General features: G+C 72.3%; 13 protein-coding genes and 1 riboswitch. Of the genes, 5 read left to right on the top strand and 8 right to left on the bottom strand.

Going from position 1 to position 17,539, the window contains the following annotated elements; all coding sequences use genetic code 11:
• Positions 1–94 precede the first annotated feature (94 nt).
• Positions 95–246, bottom strand: a riboswitch (FMN riboswitch).
• Between the two features lie 338 nt (positions 247–584).
• The 5 genes from ACQPZZ_RS14565 (at position 585) to ACQPZZ_RS14545 (ending at position 6,622) form a co-directional block, all read left to right on the top strand.
• Positions 585–1,604: an ABC transporter permease gene (locus tag ACQPZZ_RS14565; RefSeq protein WP_432932376.1), complete on the top strand. Its 1,020-nt coding sequence runs from the start codon at positions 585–587 to the stop codon at positions 1,602–1,604.
• A 32-nt stretch (positions 1,605–1,636) separates the two neighbouring features.
• Positions 1,637–3,433, top strand: a complete 1,797-nt coding sequence (locus tag ACQPZZ_RS14560; RefSeq protein ID WP_432932374.1) for an ABC transporter substrate-binding protein — start codon at positions 1,637–1,639, stop codon at positions 3,431–3,433.
• Positions 3,434–3,509: 76 nt separating this feature from the next.
• Positions 3,510–4,490, top strand: coding sequence for an ABC transporter permease (locus ACQPZZ_RS14555; protein WP_432932372.1), 981 nt, complete (start codon positions 3,510–3,512; stop codon positions 4,488–4,490).
• Between the two features lie 39 nt (positions 4,491–4,529).
• A complete protein-coding gene (locus tag ACQPZZ_RS14550; RefSeq protein WP_363636897.1) occupies positions 4,530–5,594 on the top strand; it encodes an ABC transporter ATP-binding protein in 1,065 nt (354 codons plus the stop codon).
• Positions 5,591–6,622: an ABC transporter ATP-binding protein gene (locus ACQPZZ_RS14545; RefSeq protein WP_432932370.1), complete on the top strand. Its 1,032-nt coding sequence runs from the start codon at positions 5,591–5,593 to the stop codon at positions 6,620–6,622. The genes ACQPZZ_RS14550 and ACQPZZ_RS14545 overlap by 4 nt, the downstream gene beginning before the upstream one ends.
• Before the next feature lie 22 nt (positions 6,623–6,644).
• On the opposite strand, the gene rpe is transcribed toward ACQPZZ_RS14545, so the two are convergent.
• From rpe to ACQPZZ_RS14505, 8 genes are all read right to left on the bottom strand, one after another.
• On the bottom strand, positions 6,645–7,316 hold the full coding sequence (gene rpe / locus ACQPZZ_RS14540; protein ID WP_363636901.1) for a ribulose-phosphate 3-epimerase: 672 nt from the start codon (positions 7,314–7,316) through the stop codon (positions 6,645–6,647).
• Between the two features lie 253 nt (positions 7,317–7,569).
• Complete coding sequence (locus tag ACQPZZ_RS14535; RefSeq protein WP_432932368.1) at positions 7,570–8,457, bottom strand: MBL fold metallo-hydrolase; 888 nt, start codon at positions 8,455–8,457, stop codon at positions 7,570–7,572.
• A gap of 231 nt (positions 8,458–8,688) precedes the next feature.
• A complete protein-coding gene (locus ACQPZZ_RS14530) occupies positions 8,689–9,972 on the bottom strand; it encodes an RsmB/NOP family class I SAM-dependent RNA methyltransferase (RefSeq protein ID WP_432934385.1) in 1,284 nt (427 codons plus the stop codon).
• A 504-nt stretch (positions 9,973–10,476) separates the two neighbouring features.
• A complete protein-coding gene (gene fmt, locus ACQPZZ_RS14525; protein WP_432932366.1) occupies positions 10,477–11,406 on the bottom strand; it encodes a methionyl-tRNA formyltransferase in 930 nt (309 codons plus the stop codon).
• Complete coding sequence (gene def, locus ACQPZZ_RS14520; RefSeq protein ID WP_363636909.1) at positions 11,406–11,954, bottom strand: peptide deformylase; 549 nt, start codon at positions 11,952–11,954, stop codon at positions 11,406–11,408. The genes fmt and def overlap by 1 nt, the downstream gene beginning before the upstream one ends.
• Before the next feature lie 46 nt (positions 11,955–12,000).
• A complete protein-coding gene (locus tag ACQPZZ_RS14515) occupies positions 12,001–13,242 on the bottom strand; it encodes a hypothetical protein (protein ID WP_432932364.1) in 1,242 nt (413 codons plus the stop codon).
• Positions 13,243–13,265: 23 nt separating this feature from the next.
• Positions 13,266–14,948: a hypothetical protein gene (locus ACQPZZ_RS14510; RefSeq protein WP_432932363.1), complete on the bottom strand. Its 1,683-nt coding sequence runs from the start codon at positions 14,946–14,948 to the stop codon at positions 13,266–13,268.
• Between the two features lie 40 nt (positions 14,949–14,988).
• Complete coding sequence (locus ACQPZZ_RS14505) at positions 14,989–17,499, bottom strand: primosomal protein N' (RefSeq protein WP_432932361.1); 2,511 nt, start codon at positions 17,497–17,499, stop codon at positions 14,989–14,991.
• Positions 17,500–17,539 lie beyond the last annotated feature (40 nt).

The raw sequence follows: 17,539 nt of genomic DNA, 5'->3' as shown, positions 1-17,539 counted from the left end.
GGATCTTCGGGATGCGGCCTCGCATCACCGGCACGGACGGCGCCGCTGCCGGCGCGGCCGCATCCGGCCGCCCGGCGGCGTCACGGCCGCCCGCTCGCGCGCTTCCTCCCATCCGGACTTTCACCGTCGGTCCTGGAATCTCACCAGGTCCACCGGCCGATGGCTTCGGCCGGGTCGCGGACTGTCACCCCTGGGGGCAGGGATGTCACCGCCGGTTCGGAATTACACCGACCCCGGAGCACGCTGCTCTGCTACCGCCAGTGTAGCCATGCCCGGCTCGTTGCCCTAGCGGGGGATTGCGGTGATCTGGGGTGGGTGATTACCGCACGCGGTCCGTCTCGACCACGTGCGGGTTGTGTCACAAAACTGTGACACAAAGGCATTTGTGTAATAAGTAGTATTCCGCACCGCGTATACCGAGGTCAACGCGGTCGCAGGACACAAGGTGATTTACTTTGCACAACGAAGCAAGCAAGTGGCGAACTACCCGCGTCAAGTGATTGACCCCTGCCAAATAAGTTGCCAGGGTTCCCTATAGTCGGATCTCTTCCGATCGTTATTGGGCCATCCGGGAGCACAGCACCATGACGTTCCCCTCCTCGACCGCGACCGACGCCACCGCGGGGTCCGCGGACACCGCCGGCTCGGCCGAGTCCGGCATCGCCGTCGTCGGCCGCTCGCCCGGCCAGCTGATGTGGCGCCGTTTCCGGCGCGACAAGACGGGCGTGGTCTCGGCGATCATCGTGCTCGCGTTCTTCCTGATCGCGCTTCTGGCTCCCGTTATCGCGGCGCTGTACGGCAAGGACCCGTACACGACCTATGGCCAGAACCAGCCCGGCCTGCTCAACGAGTTCGGCTATCCCATCGCGCCCAACGGCGGCATGAGCGGCGAGTTCTGGTTCGGGCTCGAGCCCGGCCTGGGCCGCGACGTGTTCATGCAGCTCGTGTACGGCATCCGCACCTCGCTGAGCATCGCGGTCATCGTGACCGTGGTGTCCACGATCGTCGGCATCGTGATGGGCATCACGTCGGGCTACATCGGCGGCAAGACCGACTACGTGATCGGGCGGGTCATCGACACGCTGCTCGCCTTTCCCTCGCAGCTCTTCCTGATCGTCTTCCTGCCGGTGGTCGAGGCGGCGTTCGTGCTGCCCGAGGAGGAGACGCCGGTCTGGCTGCGTTACGTGTCCATCTGCGTCGTCCTCACCGTCCTCGGCTGGGCCACGATCGCCCGCCTGCTGCGTGCCCAGGTGCTGTCGCTGCGGGCTCGCGAGTTCGTGGAGGCCGCCCGCGTCACCGGTGCGTCGCCGGCACGGGTGATCTTCAAGGAACTGCTGCCCAACCTGTGGACGCCGATCATCATCCAGGCCACGCTCGCGCTCCCGCTGTACGTCGGCGCGGAGGCCGGCCTGGGCTTCCTCGGCGTCGGCATGACCGAGCCCACCCCCGACTGGGGCCGGATGTTCCAGGTGGGCGCGAACGTCTACCACTCCGACGTGACCTACCTCCTGTTCCCCGGCGTGTCGATGCTGATCTTCGTCGTCGCCTTCAACCTGCTCGGGGACTCCATCCGCGACGCCTTCGACCCCAAGACAAAGCGCTGACCACGCGCGCTCTCCCCCATAGGAAGGACCACATGAGATCGCACAGCAGGCGGATCGCCTCGATGACGGCCGTGCTCGCGGCGGGCGCGCTGGCCCTGGCCGGCTGCGCCAAGGGCGGGGGCGGCGGGGCGCCCCAGGGCGCGGCGGGCACCTCCCAGAAGCCGCTGGAGAACAAGGCCGTCAGCGCGATCGCGGTCGGCACCGCCGCCGACTCCACCGGCCCCGCCCCCGAGGTGCCGGGCGCCAAGTCCGGCGGCACGGTCTACATGATCGACCGCGACGACTTCAGCCACCTGGACCCGGGCCGCATCTACCTGAACTACAACGCCTCGGTGTCCAAGCTGTTCACCCGCACGCTCACCGACTACAAGCGCGACGACGCGGGCAACATCAAGCTGGTCGGCGATCTCGCCACCGACACCGGCACCACCACCGACGGCGGCAAGACGTGGAAGTTCACGCTCAAGGACGGCCTGAAGTGGCAGGACGGCACGCCGATCACCTCGGCTGACATCAAGTACAGCTTCGAGCGCCTGTTCGCCGACTTCATCACCGAGGGCCCGGACTACGCCGAGACGTGGCTGGTGCCGGACCCGAAGAAGCCGTTCCGCGAGCAGTACAAGGGCCCGTACGACGGCAAGGAGCTCGACACGATCGAGACTCCGGACGACAAGACGGTGGTCTTCCACCTCAACGGCGCGCACCCGGACTTCAACTTCACCGTGGCCATGACCGGCTACGGCGCGGTGCCCAAGGCGCAGGACACCAAGCAGAAGTACGACAAGCAGCCGTTCTCCTCGGGTCCCTACAAGATCGTGAGCCACATCACGGACAAGTCGCTGGACCTGGAGCGCAACGAGAACTGGGACCCGAAGACCGACCCGATCCGGCACGCCTACCCGGACAAGTTCCACATGGAGTTCGGGATCCAGGCCCAGCAGACCACCGAGCGTTTCCTCGCCGACGCCGGCAACGACAAGTACGCGTTCACCTTCCACAACGCGGTCGCCCCCGAGCGGGTCCAGGAGGTGCTCGGCAACGCCGAGGCGATGAAGAGGTCGATCCAGGGCCTGACGCCGTTCACGACCTTCTACAACATCAACACCAAGCGGATCACCGACATCAACGTCCGCAAGGCGATCATCACGGCATGGCCGGCGAAGCAGATCCAGCAGATCGGCGGCGGTGAGATCAACACCGGCAAGATCGCCACGACGGTGATGAGCCCGACCGTCCTCGGCTACGAGGCCTTCGACCTGTACGGCAAGCTGGCCAAGCCCGAGGGCGACCCCGAGGCGGCCAAGGCGCTGCTCGCCAAGTCGGGCACCCCGAACCCGACCGTGGTCTACGCCTACAACCAGACGCCGACCCAGGAGAAGGTGACCGTCGCCATCAAGGAGGCGCTCACCAAGGCCGGCTTCAAGGTCGTGGCCAAGCCGCTGAACGCCGGCACCTACTACGACGCCATCGGCCCGGTGGACAACAAGTACGACATCTACTGGGGTGGCTGGGCCGCCGACTGGCCGACCGGCTCCACAGCGATCCAGCCGCAGTACGACGGCCGCCTGATCACGGACAACTCGCCGAACTACACGCACCTCAACGTGCCGGAGATCAACGACGCCATCGACAAGGCCAACGCGATCACCGACGCCGCCGAGGCGGGCAAGGCGTGGGCCGCGATCGACCGTCAGATCATGGAGCAGGCCGCGATCGTGCCGGAGTACTACCAGACGTACTTCGGCCTGTACGGCTCGGGACTCGGCGGAGTGCGCTTCGACCCGGTCTGGGGCGAGCAGTCGGCAATCGACATCTACGTCAAGCAGTAGCAACCCGGGTCCGCCGCCCCTCCGCGGGGCGGCGGGCCCCCGGCCCGTCCCGCCCGCAGGGAGCAAGTGCGAGACCATGACCAGCTATCTGGTACGCCGCGTCACCGGCGCCCTCGTGATCCTGGTGATCATCAGCGCGATCACGTTCTACCTCTTCTACGCCGTCCCGCGTGACCCCGCCCGGGCGTTCTGCGGCAAGATCTGCCAGCCCGAGACGCTGGCGCTGATCCGGCACAACCTGGGCATGGACGAGCCGCTGTTCGTGCAGTACTGGCACTGGCTGGTCGGCATCTTCGCGGGCCGGGACTTCGTCCAGTTCGGCTCCTGCCCGGCGCCCTGCCTCGGCTACTCCTTCGCCACCCAGGAGCCCGTCTTCAGCGCCATCGTCGACCGTTTCCCGGTGACGCTGTCGCTCACCCTCGGCGCCTCGGTGGTCATCCTGGCGTTCGGCATCCTCACCGGCATGATCGCGGCCTGGAAGGTCGGGCAGCCGCTCGACAAGATCGCCAGCTCCTCGTCGGTCATCGGGGCCTCGCTCCAGATCTACTTCGTCGGGCCGCTGCTGGCGTTCTACCTCGTGGACACCCTGCAGCTGATCCCGAGGCCGTCCTACGTGCCGATCACCGAGAACCCGCTGGACTGGTTCACCCACCTGCTGCTGCCGTGGGTGGTGCTGTCGATCATCTTCACCGCCAACTACACCCGTATGACCCGCTCGCAGATGGTCGAGCAGCTCGCCGAGGACTACGTCCGCACGGCGCGCGCCAAGGGCATGTCGAGCCGCACGGTGTTCTTCCGCTTCGCCTGGCGCGGCGCGATGATCCCCATCCTCACGATCTTCGGTGTCGACCTCGCCACGCTCCTGGGCGGCGCGATCATCACCGAGCAGACGTTCAGCCTCCACGGCATCGGCGAGCTGGCCGTACGCGCCGTGCAGAACACCGACCTGCCGATGCTGCTCGGCGTGACCATCGTGGGCGCGGCGGCGATCGTCCTGCTGAACATCGTCGTGGACGTGCTCTACGCGTTCATCGACCCGCGGGTCCGCCTCAGCTGAGCCGCCTCCCATACGTCGACCCTGTAACTGGAGCAGCAAGTGACCACCGTGTCGTGGAGCGGCGAGCCGGGGACCTCGCGCGGCCCCGGGCCGTTCCTGTCCGTCCGCGACCTGAGCGTCGAGTTCAGCACCGAGGACGGCATCGTCCACGCCGTCGACGGCCTGTCCTTCGATCTGGAGAAGGGCACCACGCTCGGCATCGTCGGCGAGTCCGGATCGGGCAAGTCGGTGACCAACCTCGCCATCCTCGGCCTGCACGACCCCGCCCATACGAAGATCGGCGGGGAGATCTGGCTGGAGGACCAGGAGCTCATCTCGGCGGGCCGCGGCACGATGGAGAAACTCCGCGGCAACCGCGTCGCGATGATCTTCCAGGACCCGCTCACCGCGCTGTCGCCGTTCCACACGATCGGCAGGCAGATCGGCGAGGTCTACCGCAAGCACAAGGGCGCGAGCAAGAAGGAGGCCCGCGACCGGGCCGTCGAGATGCTCCGGCGCGTGGGCATCCCCCAGCCGGAAACGCGGGTGGACCACTACCCGCACGAGTTCTCCGGCGGCATGCGGCAGCGCGCGATGATCGCGATGGCGCTGGTGTGCGACCCCGACCTGCTCATCGCCGACGAGCCGACGACCGCGCTCGACGTGACCGTGCAGGCGCAGATCCTCGACCTGCTCAAGGAGCTCCAGCAGCAGTTCGGCACCGCGATCATCCTCATCACCCACGACCTCGGCGTCGTGGCCGGCACCGCCGACAACGTCCTGGTCATGTACGCGGGACGGGCGGCCGAGCGCGGCACCGTACGCGAGGTGCTGCGCGAGCCGCGCCACCCCTACACCTGGGGCCTGCTGTCGTCGATGCCGCGCCTGAACTCGTCGGTGGACGTCCCGCTGAAACCGGTGCGCGGCACTCCCCCGAGCCTGCTCAACCCGCCGTCCGGCTGCCCGTTCCACCCGCGCTGCGACTACCCGAAGCTCGCCGGGCCGGAGCTGTGCTTCAACCAGCGGCCGTCGGTCTCCCCCGAGACCGGGCACGGCGACGCCTGCTACCTCACGCTGGAGCAGAAGAAGGAACTCCGCACCGCCCAGACCAAGGATCACGCATGAACGAGACGCTGCTGGAGCTGCAGGGGCTGGTCAAGCACTTCCCCGTGCGGGGCGGCACGCTGATCAAGCGTCAGGTCGGGGCCGTCCACGCGGTGGACGGCATCGACCTCGCGGTCGGCGCGGGCGAGACCGTCGGCCTGGTGGGCGAATCGGGCTGTGGCAAGTCCACCACCGGCCGCCTGGCGGCCCGTCTGCTCGAGCCCACCTCGGGCACGATCCTCTACCAGGGACAGGACATCAGCCACAGCTCGCGCAGGCAGCTCAAGCCGATCCGGCCCCAGATTCAGATGATCTTCCAGGACCCCTACAGCTCGCTCAACCCGCGCCAGACCGTGGGCACGATCATCCGCGGGCCGATGGAGGTCAACGACATCAACCCGCAGGGCGGGCGCAAGAAGCGGGTCCAGGAACTGCTGGAGATCGTCGGCCTCAACCCCGAGCACTACAACCGCTTCCCGCACGAGTTCTCCGGGGGCCAGCGGCAGCGCATCGGCGTCGCGAGGGCCCTGGCGCTCGACCCCAAGCTGATCATCGCCGACGAGCCGGTGTCGGCGCTGGACGTCTCCATCCAGGCGCAGGTGGTCAACCTGCTGCAGGAACTGCAGCGCGATCTCGGCATCGCGTTCCTGTTCATCGCGCACGACCTCGCGATCGTGCGGCACTTCTCGCAGCGCGTCGCGGTCATGTACCTCGGCAAGATCGTCGAGGTCGGCGACCGCCAGTCGATCTACGAGCGGCCCCGGCATCCGTACACGCACGCCCTGCTGTCGGCCGTGCCCGAGCCCGACGTGTCGAGCGAGCCGCGCGAGCGAATCCGCCTGGCGGGCGACGTGCCCTCGCCGATCAACCCGCCGTCCGGCTGCCGGTTCCGCACACGCTGCTGGAAGGCTCAGGACAAGTGCGCCACCGAGGTGCCGCCCCTGGTCCGGCTCAGCGGCAACCGCGAAGGTCACCTGACCGCCTGCCACTTCCCCGAGGCGCCCACCACCCAAGGCGAAGACGTCGTCCTCGACCCCGCCCTCGCCTGACCCCACACCTGGGGGGTGACGGTCAGGCGGGCGGGGTGACGCCGGAGGCGAGAGAGCGAAGCTCCTGGACGGCGCGGACGGGGTCGTCGGCGCCGTAGACGGCGTTGCCCGCCACGAAGACGTCGGCCCCGGCCTCGGCGCATCGCTCGATGGTCTCCACCGAGACGCCGCCGTCGACCTGGAGCCACACCTCGCCGCCGTGCTTGTCGATCAGCGCTCTCGCCCGCGACACCTTCGGCAGCACGACGTCGAGGAAGCGCTGCCCGCCGAAGCCCGGCTCCACGGTCATGACGAGCAGCATGTCGATCTCGGGCAGCAGATCCTCGTACCCCTCGACGGCGGTGGCCGGGTTCAGCGCCAGACCGGCCCTCGCCCCCGCCGCGCGGATCGCCCGCAGCGTACGCACGGCCGCCTTGGCCGCCTCGGCGTGGATCGTGACGCTGCCCGCTCCGGCCTCCGCGTAGTCCGGCGCCCATCGGTCCGGGTCCTGGATCATCAGGTGGCAGTCGATCGGCGTCGAGGTCGCCTTCAGCAGCGATTCGACGACCGGCAGGCCAAGGGTGAGGTTGGGCACGAACTGGTAGTCCATCACGTCGACGTGAAGCCAGTCGGCGACGTTCTCGACCCTCGCGGCCTCGTCGGCGAGGCGGGCGAAGTCTGCGGACAGGATGCTGGGCGAGATCTGAACGGCCATAGTCCCTGAAGTCTATTCAGCCCTCGCCCCTCCTTCAGGACGGGCGGCTCCGTCCCTGACATGGGCGTGTCCACGCCGCGGATTCCCCCGGGCCGACGGTTGCGGCCGCCGCCTGCCGGAGCCGGCCGCGCGCCTCGGGTGGCGCTGTGTCGCTGGTGGCATGTGGCGCGGGTGGCGCTGTATCGGGGGTGGCACTGTGTCGCGGGTGGCGCCGGTGGCGCGGCCCTCCCCGGGCCGCGCCACCCGTGGAATGTCAGGCGACGGGGATCCAGGTGAACCGGCCGTCGGGGCCGCGCTCGGCCCGTCCGAAGACCACGTCGGCGAAGTGGCCGCCGTAGCCGATGGTGCCGGGACGGCTCAGCTCTTCGACCAGGCGGTGGCGGCGTTCCGCCGATTCCGTGGGGTCGTGGTCGATCGCGCAGGACCACTCGGGATGGATGACCTGGACCGGCGAGTGGAGAGCGTCGCCGAAGGCGATGAGCCTCTGGTCGCCGCCGGTGATGACGTAGGTGGTGTGGCCGACGGTGTGCCCGGTGGCGAACGACGCCCGGACGCCGGGGAAGACCTCCTCGCCGTCGTCGACCGTGCGGACTCGGGAGGCGAAGGCGGCCAGGCGGTCCGCGGTCGCCCCGGCCTGGGCGGCCAGTTCGCGCCGCTCCCATTCGGGCGCAGCGACGAGGTGGGGAGCGTGCGCGAACGGCGGAGCGCCGTCGCCGGGGGCGGCGCTCCAGGCCCAGCCCAGGTGGTCGATGTGCAGGTGGGTGATCGCGACGGCCTCGATCTGGCCCGGCTCGCGGCCCAGCCGCCGCAGGTTGTCGAGCAGTTCACCGCCGGACAGGCTGCCCAGCAGCGGGTTGCCGGGGTCGTCGGGGAGCGACGCGGGCCCCAGGCCGGTGTCGATGAGCAGCGCCCGCTCGCCCCGCTCCACCAGCAGCGCGCCGAAGGCTCCGATCAGGAAGCCGTCCTCGTCGAGATAGTCGTGGAGGGTCTCCCAGTCGGCGGCGGTGCCGGCGGGCAGCCATCCGCGCTTCAGGCGCCCCGCCCCGTCCGGGACGAAGCTGACCGTGAGCTCGCCCAGGCGCAGCGAGCGGATGCGCGGCGGGCTGGTCAGCCGGGCGCGGTCGAAGTCGGTCGTGGTCATGGGCCTGCCTCATGCTCACCAAGGCGCCGCCGGGTCGCGGCACGGCCCGAACGTTACCAACCAAGATCCGTCCGCACCCGGGGAACAGCCGCGAAAACGCCGTCGCGGCCGATCTTGTCGCAATGGGTCCGACCGGTACGCCGGATATGGACGTCCTCCTCGACGCGCCTTCGAAACACCCCGCGTCAGGAGGACCTCGTGGCGTTCACGATCTCCGAGGACCCACCACGGCTAGGCCCGGCGCAGCAGCGCCAGGAACATCGCGTCGGTGCCGTGCCGGTGCGGCCAGAACTGCGCGTACGGCCCGTCGCCGAGCCCTGACACCTCGGGCAGGAACGCGCGGGCGTCCAGCACCTCGACCCGGTCGCGCACGTCCTCCACCACGGCCCGGGTCTCGGCCAGGTGCGGCGAGCAGGTCACGTAGGCCACCACACCGCCCGGCCGCACGGCTTCCAGCGCGGAGTCCAGCAGCCGCCGCTGCAGCGCGGTGAGCTCGGGGATGCTCCGGGGGTCGCGCCGCCAGCGGGCCTCCGGCCGCCTGCGCAGCGCGCCGAGCCCGGTGCAGGGGGCGTCGAGCATCACCCGGTCGAACGCGCCGGGCCGCCAGGCGGGCCGCGTGCCGTCGGCGGTGATCACCTTCGCCTCGCGGGTGGTGCCCCACACCAGCCGGGCGCGGTGATACTGCACGTCGGCGCCGAGCAGCCGGGCGCCCCGCTGCGTCGCCACGGCGTCGAGCAGCCCGGCCTTCCCGCCGGGGCCCGCGCACATGTCCAGCCAGCTGCCGTCCCGATCGAGCGGCACGCGAGTCAGCGCGAGCGCCACGAGCTGGCTGGCCTCGTCCTGCACCGCCGCCCTCGCCTCCCCCACCGCGAGGATGGCGCCCGGATCGCCCTCGGGCAGATAGGCCGCGTACGGCGAGTAGGCGGCCGGCTCGGCTCCGGCCGCCACCAGTTCCTCCACCGTGGCCCGGCCCGGCCGCGCCACCAGCGTCACACGGGGCCGCTCGTTGTCCGCCTCCAGCAGCGCGGCCGTCTCGTCCACGTCCCCGCCCACGGCGTCGCGCAGGGCGCTGACGATCCAGCGCGGGTGGCTGTAGGTGACAACCAGATTGCCGATTGGGTCCTGCGCGCGCGGCGGAGCGACGATCTCCAGCCACTGCTCCAGCGTGCGGCCCGCGACCTTGCGCAGCACGGCGTTGGCGTAGCGGGACGGACCCGGCCCGACGCGCAGCCGTACGAGGTCGATGGTGGCGCTGACCGCCGCGTGCGGCGGGATCCGCGTGCGCAGAAGCTGGTGGACGCCGAGACGCACCGCGTCGAGCAGCGGCGGGTCCACCTCCTCCGGCGGCCGGTCGCTGCACGCGGCGATGACCTCGTCGTAGGTCCCGAGCCCGCGCAGCGTGCCGTACGCCAGCTCGGTGGCGAGCGCCGCGTCGCGGCCGGTGATCCGCCGCTGCCGCAGCAGCGTCGGCATGAGCAGGTTGGCGTACGCGTCGCGCTCGTCGACGGCCCGCATCAGGTCGTAGGCGGCGTTGCGCGCCTCGTCGCGGGGCGGGCGCCCACGGCCCTGCCTCGGCTGCTGCCCGGCGTGCGCGGCGGCCGCGCCCTGCCCGGCCCCGCCCTGCCCGGCGCGGCCCTGACCCGTCTTGCCGCCACGACCCGGGCGGGCCTGTCCCGCGCCGCCCTGTCCGCGCCGGGGCCCCGCGCCCCGCGCGTCGCCGCCCTGACCTCTGCCCTGCTTCACCCTGCCACCTTCGGCCCTGCCACCTTCGGCCCTGCCACCCTCGGCTCCGCCACCCTCGGCCCTGCCATTTACCGGTTCGCCGCCTTCGCCGTCCTCGGCTCCGTGGTCCTCTCACGTCGTCCGCCGCCCCCGGGCCCGGTCCGGCGAAGCCCGCCGCCGCGGCCCGCGTACCGGCCGCACGCCGTCCGCCCGGCCGTCTTCCCTCCGGTGCCGTCTCTACGGCGCCGTCTCTTTTGGGCACGGCATCGGAGCGGGGTGCCGGCGGACAGAGGCCCTTCAGACCAGGGTCTCACCCTCCGTGAAGCGGACACCGCGGCCCCACTCGGCGGCCGCCATCTGCCGCTTGCCCTGGGGCTGCACCTCGCCGAGCTCGACGGGGTGGGTGCCTGTCCCCACGAGGACCGACTTCCTCGTGGCCGCGATCTCTCCGGGGGCGAGCTTGTCCGCGTCGGGCGCGAGCCGCACCGGGCCGATCTTCACTCGCTGGCCGCGGAACTCCGCCCATGCGCCCGGAGCCGGAGCGCAGGCCCGGATGAGCCGGTCCACCCGCATCGCGGGCGCGGCCCAGTCGATCCTGGCGTCCTCGACCGTGATCTTCGGCGCGAGGCTGACACCGTCCGCGGGCTGGGGACGCGCCTCGAGCGTGCCGTCCTCGACGCCGTCGAGCGTGGCCAGCAGCAGACCGGCACCGGCCTCCGCGAGCCGGGCGAGCAGCGTGCCGCTGGTGTCGCCGGAGCGGATCGGCTCGGTGAGCACGCCGAAGACCGGACCCGCGTCCAGCTCCTTCACGATGCGGAAGGTGGAGGCGCCGCTCACGTCGTCGCCGTGCAGCACGGCGTGCTGTACGGGGGCCGCGCCGCGCCAGGCCGGCAGCACCGAGAAGTGCAGGTTGATCCATCCCTGGGCGGGAATGTCGAGCGCCGCCTGCGGCAGCAGGGCGCCGTAGGCGACCACCGGGCAGCAGTCGGGACCGATCGCCCTCAGCCGGTCGAGGAACTCCGGGTCCCCGGCCTTCGCCGGTTTGAGCACCTCGATGCCCGACTCCTCCGCGAGCTGGGCCACCGGGCTCGGGTGCACCTTGCGACCCCGGCCGGACTGCGCGTCCGGACGGGTCACCACGGCCGCCACCTCGTGGCGGGGCGAGTCCAGCAGGGCGCGCAGCGACGGGAGCGCGGTCTCGGGGGTGCCGGCGAAGACCAGGCGCACTACACGGCCCTTCCCTGCGTGGCGTGCGGCGAGAACTTCACCACCGGCGCCGACAGGCCGCTCCACTCGGCCTCGCGGATCGCCTTCATGGCGAGCTTGCGCTGCTTGAGGTCCATCCGGTCGATGAACAGCACACCGTCGAGGTGGTCGGTCTCGTGCTGGAAGCAGCGTGCCATGAGGTCGGTGCCCTCGATCGTCACCGGCTCGCCGTGCATGTCGAAGCCCCTGGCCACCGCCCTGATCGCGCGGGGTGTCGGGAAGGACAGGCCGGGGAAGGACAGGCAGCCCTCCTCGCCCTCCTCGTCCAGCTCGCTGCCGAGGTCGAGATCGGGGTTGATGAGGTGCCCGAGCTGCTCGTCGACGTAGTAGGTGAACACGCGCAGGCCGACGCCGATCTGCGGCGCGGCCAGGCCGGCGCCCGGCGCGTCCATCATCGTGTCGGTCAGGTCCTTGACGAGCTTGCGCAGTTCCTTGTCGAAGTCGACCACCGGCTCGGCCGGGGTGCGCAACACCGGGTCGCCGAACAGGCGGATCGGCTGAATGGCCAAGGGTTGGCTCCGTTCACGTCGCATGCACGAGGAGGATCACCCCAGTCTACGGGCGTGAACGCACCTTCATCGCCGTCTTCCTGGCGGTCTTCGCGATCAGCGGATCGGGATGGTGCCTGCCGAGCATCTCCAGCACCGCGAGGGCGTCGGGGTGGTCGGCCCGGCCCATCTCGGGCACCAGCGTGAGCAGGTCCTCCCCGAGGAGGTCGAAATGGGCCACGGAGGCGACCGGAGCGCCGATGTAGAGCAGGGCGGCGAGGGTGTCCACCGCCACCCAGGCCCCGTCGCCCTGGCCGAGGGCGGGCGCGTCCAGGTCGCGTACGCCCAGCCAGGCCGCGGCGTAGCGCCACATCATCGGTTCGTCCAGGGCCTCCCGTACGGCCTGCTCGGCCTCCGGGCCCAGCTCCTCCAGCACGGTCCCGGCGGTGCCGCGCTGGGCGGCGTTGCCGGACGCGGCGATCTTGATGAGTTCGCGCGCCGCGTCCTCCGGCACCCGGCGCTCCAGCCACAGCGTGGCGGCGCTGGCGGAGGCCCGGCCGGTCAGCATGGCGTCGATGAGGTCGGCGGCGCCCAGCTCGGCGAGCGCCGCCACCTCCCCGAGGGACGGCGCGTCATGGCCCTCCCTGAGCAGATCGCGGCGCACGGCCCACACGCCCGGCTGGGTGAGCCGCACCAGCTCGCCGGTCAGCTCGACCAGCCCGCAGTACTCCAGCAGCGCCATGGCCGCCGCCAGTTCCCCCGGCAGGGTCATCCGCAGCCGCCGCAGGTCCGCGGGCCGCGCGTCGCACCCCACCTCGTGCGCCTGGAGGATGCCTCCGGCCAGGGCGGCGAGCGGCATGCCCTCACGGACCGAGTAGATCGTCGCGAGGATCTCGGTCAGGTGCTCGTCGATGACGGCCGAGCCGGTCAGGCCCTCCTCGGTCCGGTCGAGCACGTCCATGACCACGCCGTCCCAGAACTCCATGGGGTCCGGCACGCCGGGCCCGGGGCGGGCGCCCTGCCGGGTGACCTCCACGAGACGGCCGTTGACGGCGACCACCCACAGCAGGCGCAGCCTGCCGGCCTCCAGCCCCAGCTCGGCGACCGCCGCCTCGGCCTCGGCCGGATGCGGCATTCCCTGCTCGGTCACCTCGCAGACGCCCCGCGAGGAGGCCGCCGAGCGGCCCGCGACCCACTCGGCGAGGCGCCGGGCGTCCCGCACGAGCGGGACCTCCCGCACCGCGTGCGCGATCTGCTCGTCGGAGGCGATGTCGACCGGCGGGAAGGTGAGCACGTCGCTGTCGGCCATTCCAGCAACTTACTGCACAGCAGTCACCCGATGCCCCGCGAACGAGCCTTGAAAGCCGCTTTCCGGGCGGCTTTGGCGGCCGCCTGGTCCGGCAGCGTGCTGCCGAGCAGTTCGAGAACCTCGACCACGTCGGGGTGGTCCACCCGCCACATGTCCTCGATCAGATGGGCGGGCGGTCCCGAGGCCGCGATGTTCTCCGCGAAGCCCTCCGGATCGGCCTCGGCGGCGGGCAGCGCCAGCGCCAGCATGTCGACGCTCACCCACAGGACCTCCTCGGGGGTGAGCGCGGGCGCGTCCAGGCCACGCGAGGACAGCCAGTGGATGGCGTGCGGGCGGAGCTCGGTGTCGTCCAGGTAGGACCGCACGACCGGCGCCGCCTCCGTCCCCAGCCGGTCCACGATGGTCACCGCGACCCCGCGCACCTCCGCCGGGGCGCCGGCCACGGCGGCGAGCAGCTCCGCCGCCGCCTGCTCGGCGGTGCGCCGCGACAGCCACTCGGCGATGTCGCGCTCGGCCGCCTCGTCGGCCGTGCCGTCGCCGATCAGGCCGGCGATCAGCCCGCTCGCGTCCCCTTCGGCAGGGGCGGGCGCGAGCGGCGCGTCCAGGCCCATGCCGGCGTACAGCTCGCGCAGGCCCCACAGCGCGTGCGGGGTCAGGGCCAGGCCGTCCTCGGTACGCTGGACCGTTCCCGCGTACGCCAGGGCGGTCAGCGCCTCGTCGAGCCTGCCCACCGGCCGCCCGGCGGCCACCTCGCGCAGGTAGTCGGCCAGCGCGTCCACCGGGACGGGCGACTGCAGCCGGTAGAGCAGGTCGTGGATCTGGGACATCCCCTCGTCCACCACCGCCTCCCCGGTGAGCGGCCCGCACCTTTCGACGAGGAACTCCAGCGTCCCCCGCCACAGGCCGAGCAGCTCCTCCTCGGCCCGGGAGTCCAGCTCGCGGAACACCTCCCCGATCGCGACGGCGGTGCCGTCGAGCCGGGCCAGGCCCAGGTCGAGCGCGAGACGCCAGGCCGGCTCGGGGCACTCGACACCGAGCTCGGCCGTGCACGCGCGCGCGTCCCTGACCCGCAGGGACCGGCGCGTCGTCACCGTGCGTCCGCCCTCCACCAGCCATGTCACCACCCGGTGGGCGTCGCGCAGCAGCGGCACCTCGCGCACGGCGCGCGCCACCTCCTCGCGCGGCGCGAGCCGTACGGGCGGCAGGGGCGCGCAGCCGGGGCAGTCACAGTCGTCGCCGTCCGCCGCGCCCTGTGTCCCCACACCCTGGGCCCCCACGCCCCGGGCCGCGTCGAGCTCCAGCGAGTCGGGGCCGATGGCGCTGAACAGGCTCTTGGCCATGCCGAACTTGGACGTGTCGGCCAGCGCTCGCGGCATCTCCGGTTCGATGCGGTCGATGGTCTCCCGCATCCGGACGGCCGTCTTGCTGCCGATCTCGCCCGTGTCCAGCAGGAACTCGACCAGTGTCCGCGCCGCGGCGACCGTCTCCGCTGCGCTCTCCGGCGGCGCGATGACCTTACGCGGGTAGATCTCCAGCAGGAGCTCCTCGAAGGTGCCCGGCCGGAAATCGCCCAGTTCGTTCACCTCCAGGTAGTCGCTGGCGTAGTCGCACAGCAGACGTACCTCGTCGACGTCGACCTCGACGCTCCGCTCGCGCCCCCAGGCGCGGAGGCCGTCGATGGCCCGGTTCACCCATTCGATCGACACACAGGCACGCTAACGGCTCGCTTTGTGCGAGGCGAATCGGTCAGATGAGGTCGAGAGGATCAATGTTCACACGTACCACGTCCGGTGCCTTGCGCGCGGAGCGCACACCGGAGGCGCCCTTGAGCGCGCGGGCCAGCGCGGACCCGAGGTGGCGCGGCACCCGGACCATGGCCCGCTCCAGCCCGCCGTCCACCGGCACCGGCCCCAGCACCTGCGCCCCCGTGGGCAGCACGGCGTCCGCCAGCGTCTCCCTGACGGCCGCCCCCGGGCCCGTCAGCGTGGCCATCCGCACCGCGGGGGGAAAACCGAGCTCCGCCCGCTCGTCGAGCTCGCGCTCGGCGAAGGTGACGGGATCCCAGCGCAGCAGGGCCTGTACGGCGGGCACCGCGGCGTCGGCCAGGACGACCAGCTCCCCCGCGGGCCGCAGCAGGGCGGCGGCGTTCGTCCAGCGCCGCAACGCCTCCTCGGCCGCGCGCAGATCGGGGCGGCCCAGCAGCGCCCATCCGTCGAGCAGCACGGCGGCCGCGTAGCCGCCGTCCGGCACCGGCTCGGCCCCCGGCGTCGCCACGACCAGCGCCGGGGCTCCGCTCACCGTGGCGAGCACGCCGTCGCGCCCGCTGGTGCGCACGGCCACCGAGGGAAAGGCCCGGCCCAGCTCCTCGGCGGTGCGCCGCGCGCCCACGATGACGGCCCGCACTCCGTTCCCGCCGCAGGACGGGCAGCGCCAGTCGCCCGCGATCCGGCCGCACCAGCGGCAGTACGGCACGGCGTGCCCGCCGCGCAGCGCGAGCGGGCCCGAGCACACCGGCCCCGTGGCGACGGGCTCCGGGGCCGGGCGCACCGGCGGCAGGCCCGAGCAGCGGGCGGGGGCGCGGCAGTGACGGCACGCCAGCGCGGGCAGATAACCCCTGCGCGGCACCTGGACGAGCACAGGCCCGTGCTCCAGTCCCTCCCGCAGCGCCCGCCAGGCGAGGCTGGGCAGGCGGGCCGCCCGGGCCGCCTGGTCACGCGCCAGCTCGGCGTCGTCTCCCGCCGGGCGCACCCGGGGCGCCCGGGCCCGGACCACCGCCCGGTCGGGGACGAGCGGGGCCGCCCAGCCCGTCTCGACGAGCGCCGTGGCCTCGGCCGTGCGCGTGTAGCCGCCGACGAGCAGGCCCGCACCGGCCTGGTGCGCGCGCAGGCCGAGGACCTCCCGTGTGTGCGGGTAGGGCGCGTGGCGCTCGGCGTGCAGGTCGTCGCCGTCGTCCCAGACGACCGCCAGCCCGAGTCGGGCCATCGGCGTGTACGCCGCGGGGCGGTTTCCCACCACGATCCCGACCTCGCCGCGCAGCGCCTTGAGCCAGCGCCGGTAGCGTTCGGCGGGGCCGAGGTCCGCCGTGATCGCCACGTGCGGGGTCTCCCCCAGGGCCGCGGTCACCAGCGCCACGTCCTTGCCGTCGGGGACCACCACGACGACGCCCCGGCCGCCGTCCAGCGTCGCCCGCGCGGCGGCCGCTATGGCGTGCGGCCACGAGGGCCCGGCGGCGTCCGTTCCGGGCAGGGCCGTCCACACGGCGCGCGGCGCCCTGCCTTCGGCCAGCGCCTCCAGGAAGGACGCGCCCGCGGGGTAGGCCCTCCACGCGTCGCCGTGCGCCCGCGCCGCCCACCGCCCTGCCGCCTCGTGTGCCGCCGCCCCGTGTGGCGCAGTCTCGTGTGGCGCAGTCTCGTGTGGCGCAGTCTCGTGCGGCGCCGTGCCCCCGTGGGCCTCCTCCTCGCACGCTGTCGCCGCGGGTGCCGCGTCGTCGCGGGCCGCCGCCTGCTCTGTATGGCCCGCATCTGCCTGGCCGGCATCCCGCTCTGCGAGCCCCGCATCCTGCTCTGTCTGGCCCGCATTCCGCTCTGCGGGTTCCGCTCCCTCGACGGGGCTCGCATGCGGGCCACGGGTGTCCGCCGTCACGCGTACGGGCTCCTCGGCGGCCGGGGACACGCCGGCGCCGGGGGGAGCCGCCCGCCGTGCGGGGGCCCTCGCCTCGGCCTCGACCCGGGCGTGCCGCGGCGGGACGGCCAGCCGCAGGATGTCCGGCATGGTCCCGGCGTACCGGTCCGCCACGGCGCGGGCCAGCCGCGCGATGTCGGGGGTGAGGACGGGCTCCGGGGAGATCACCCGCTCCAGGAAGGACAGCCGGCCCGTGTGCTCGCTCTCGGCCAGCCGTTCGAGCAGGTAACCGTCGGCGAGCTGGCCGGCGAAGCGGACGCGCACCCGGCAGCCGGGCACCGCCTCGGCGTCCATCGTGGTAGGGACGAGGTAGTCGAAGGGCCGGTCGAGATGCGGCAGCGGCGTGTCCACCACCACCCGGGCGACGGGGAGGTCCGGCGCCGCCTCGCGAGCGCCCTTGGCCGTGCCTGTGGCCGCGCGTGCAGATGTGCCTCTGGATGCGCCTTTGGACGCCCCCGTGGACGCGCTCGCCCGCTCAGCCGTTCCCCGCGTACGCTCGGCGGCCCGCCGCGGGGCGGCCGGAGGCGCCGGAATAAGCGCCTCCTGAGGATGCGGGGCGCGGGTCGGCTCGGTCACGTCTACGTCCTACCAGACCCGGCGAGCCGCAATCACACGT

Source organism: Microbispora sp. CA-135349, assembly GCF_050947365.1.
Lineage (GTDB): Bacteria > Actinomycetota > Actinomycetes > Streptosporangiales > Streptosporangiaceae > Microbispora.
The sequence above is the reverse complement of the archived record's forward strand: the minus strand, read 5'-3'. Positions and strand labels throughout refer to the sequence as shown.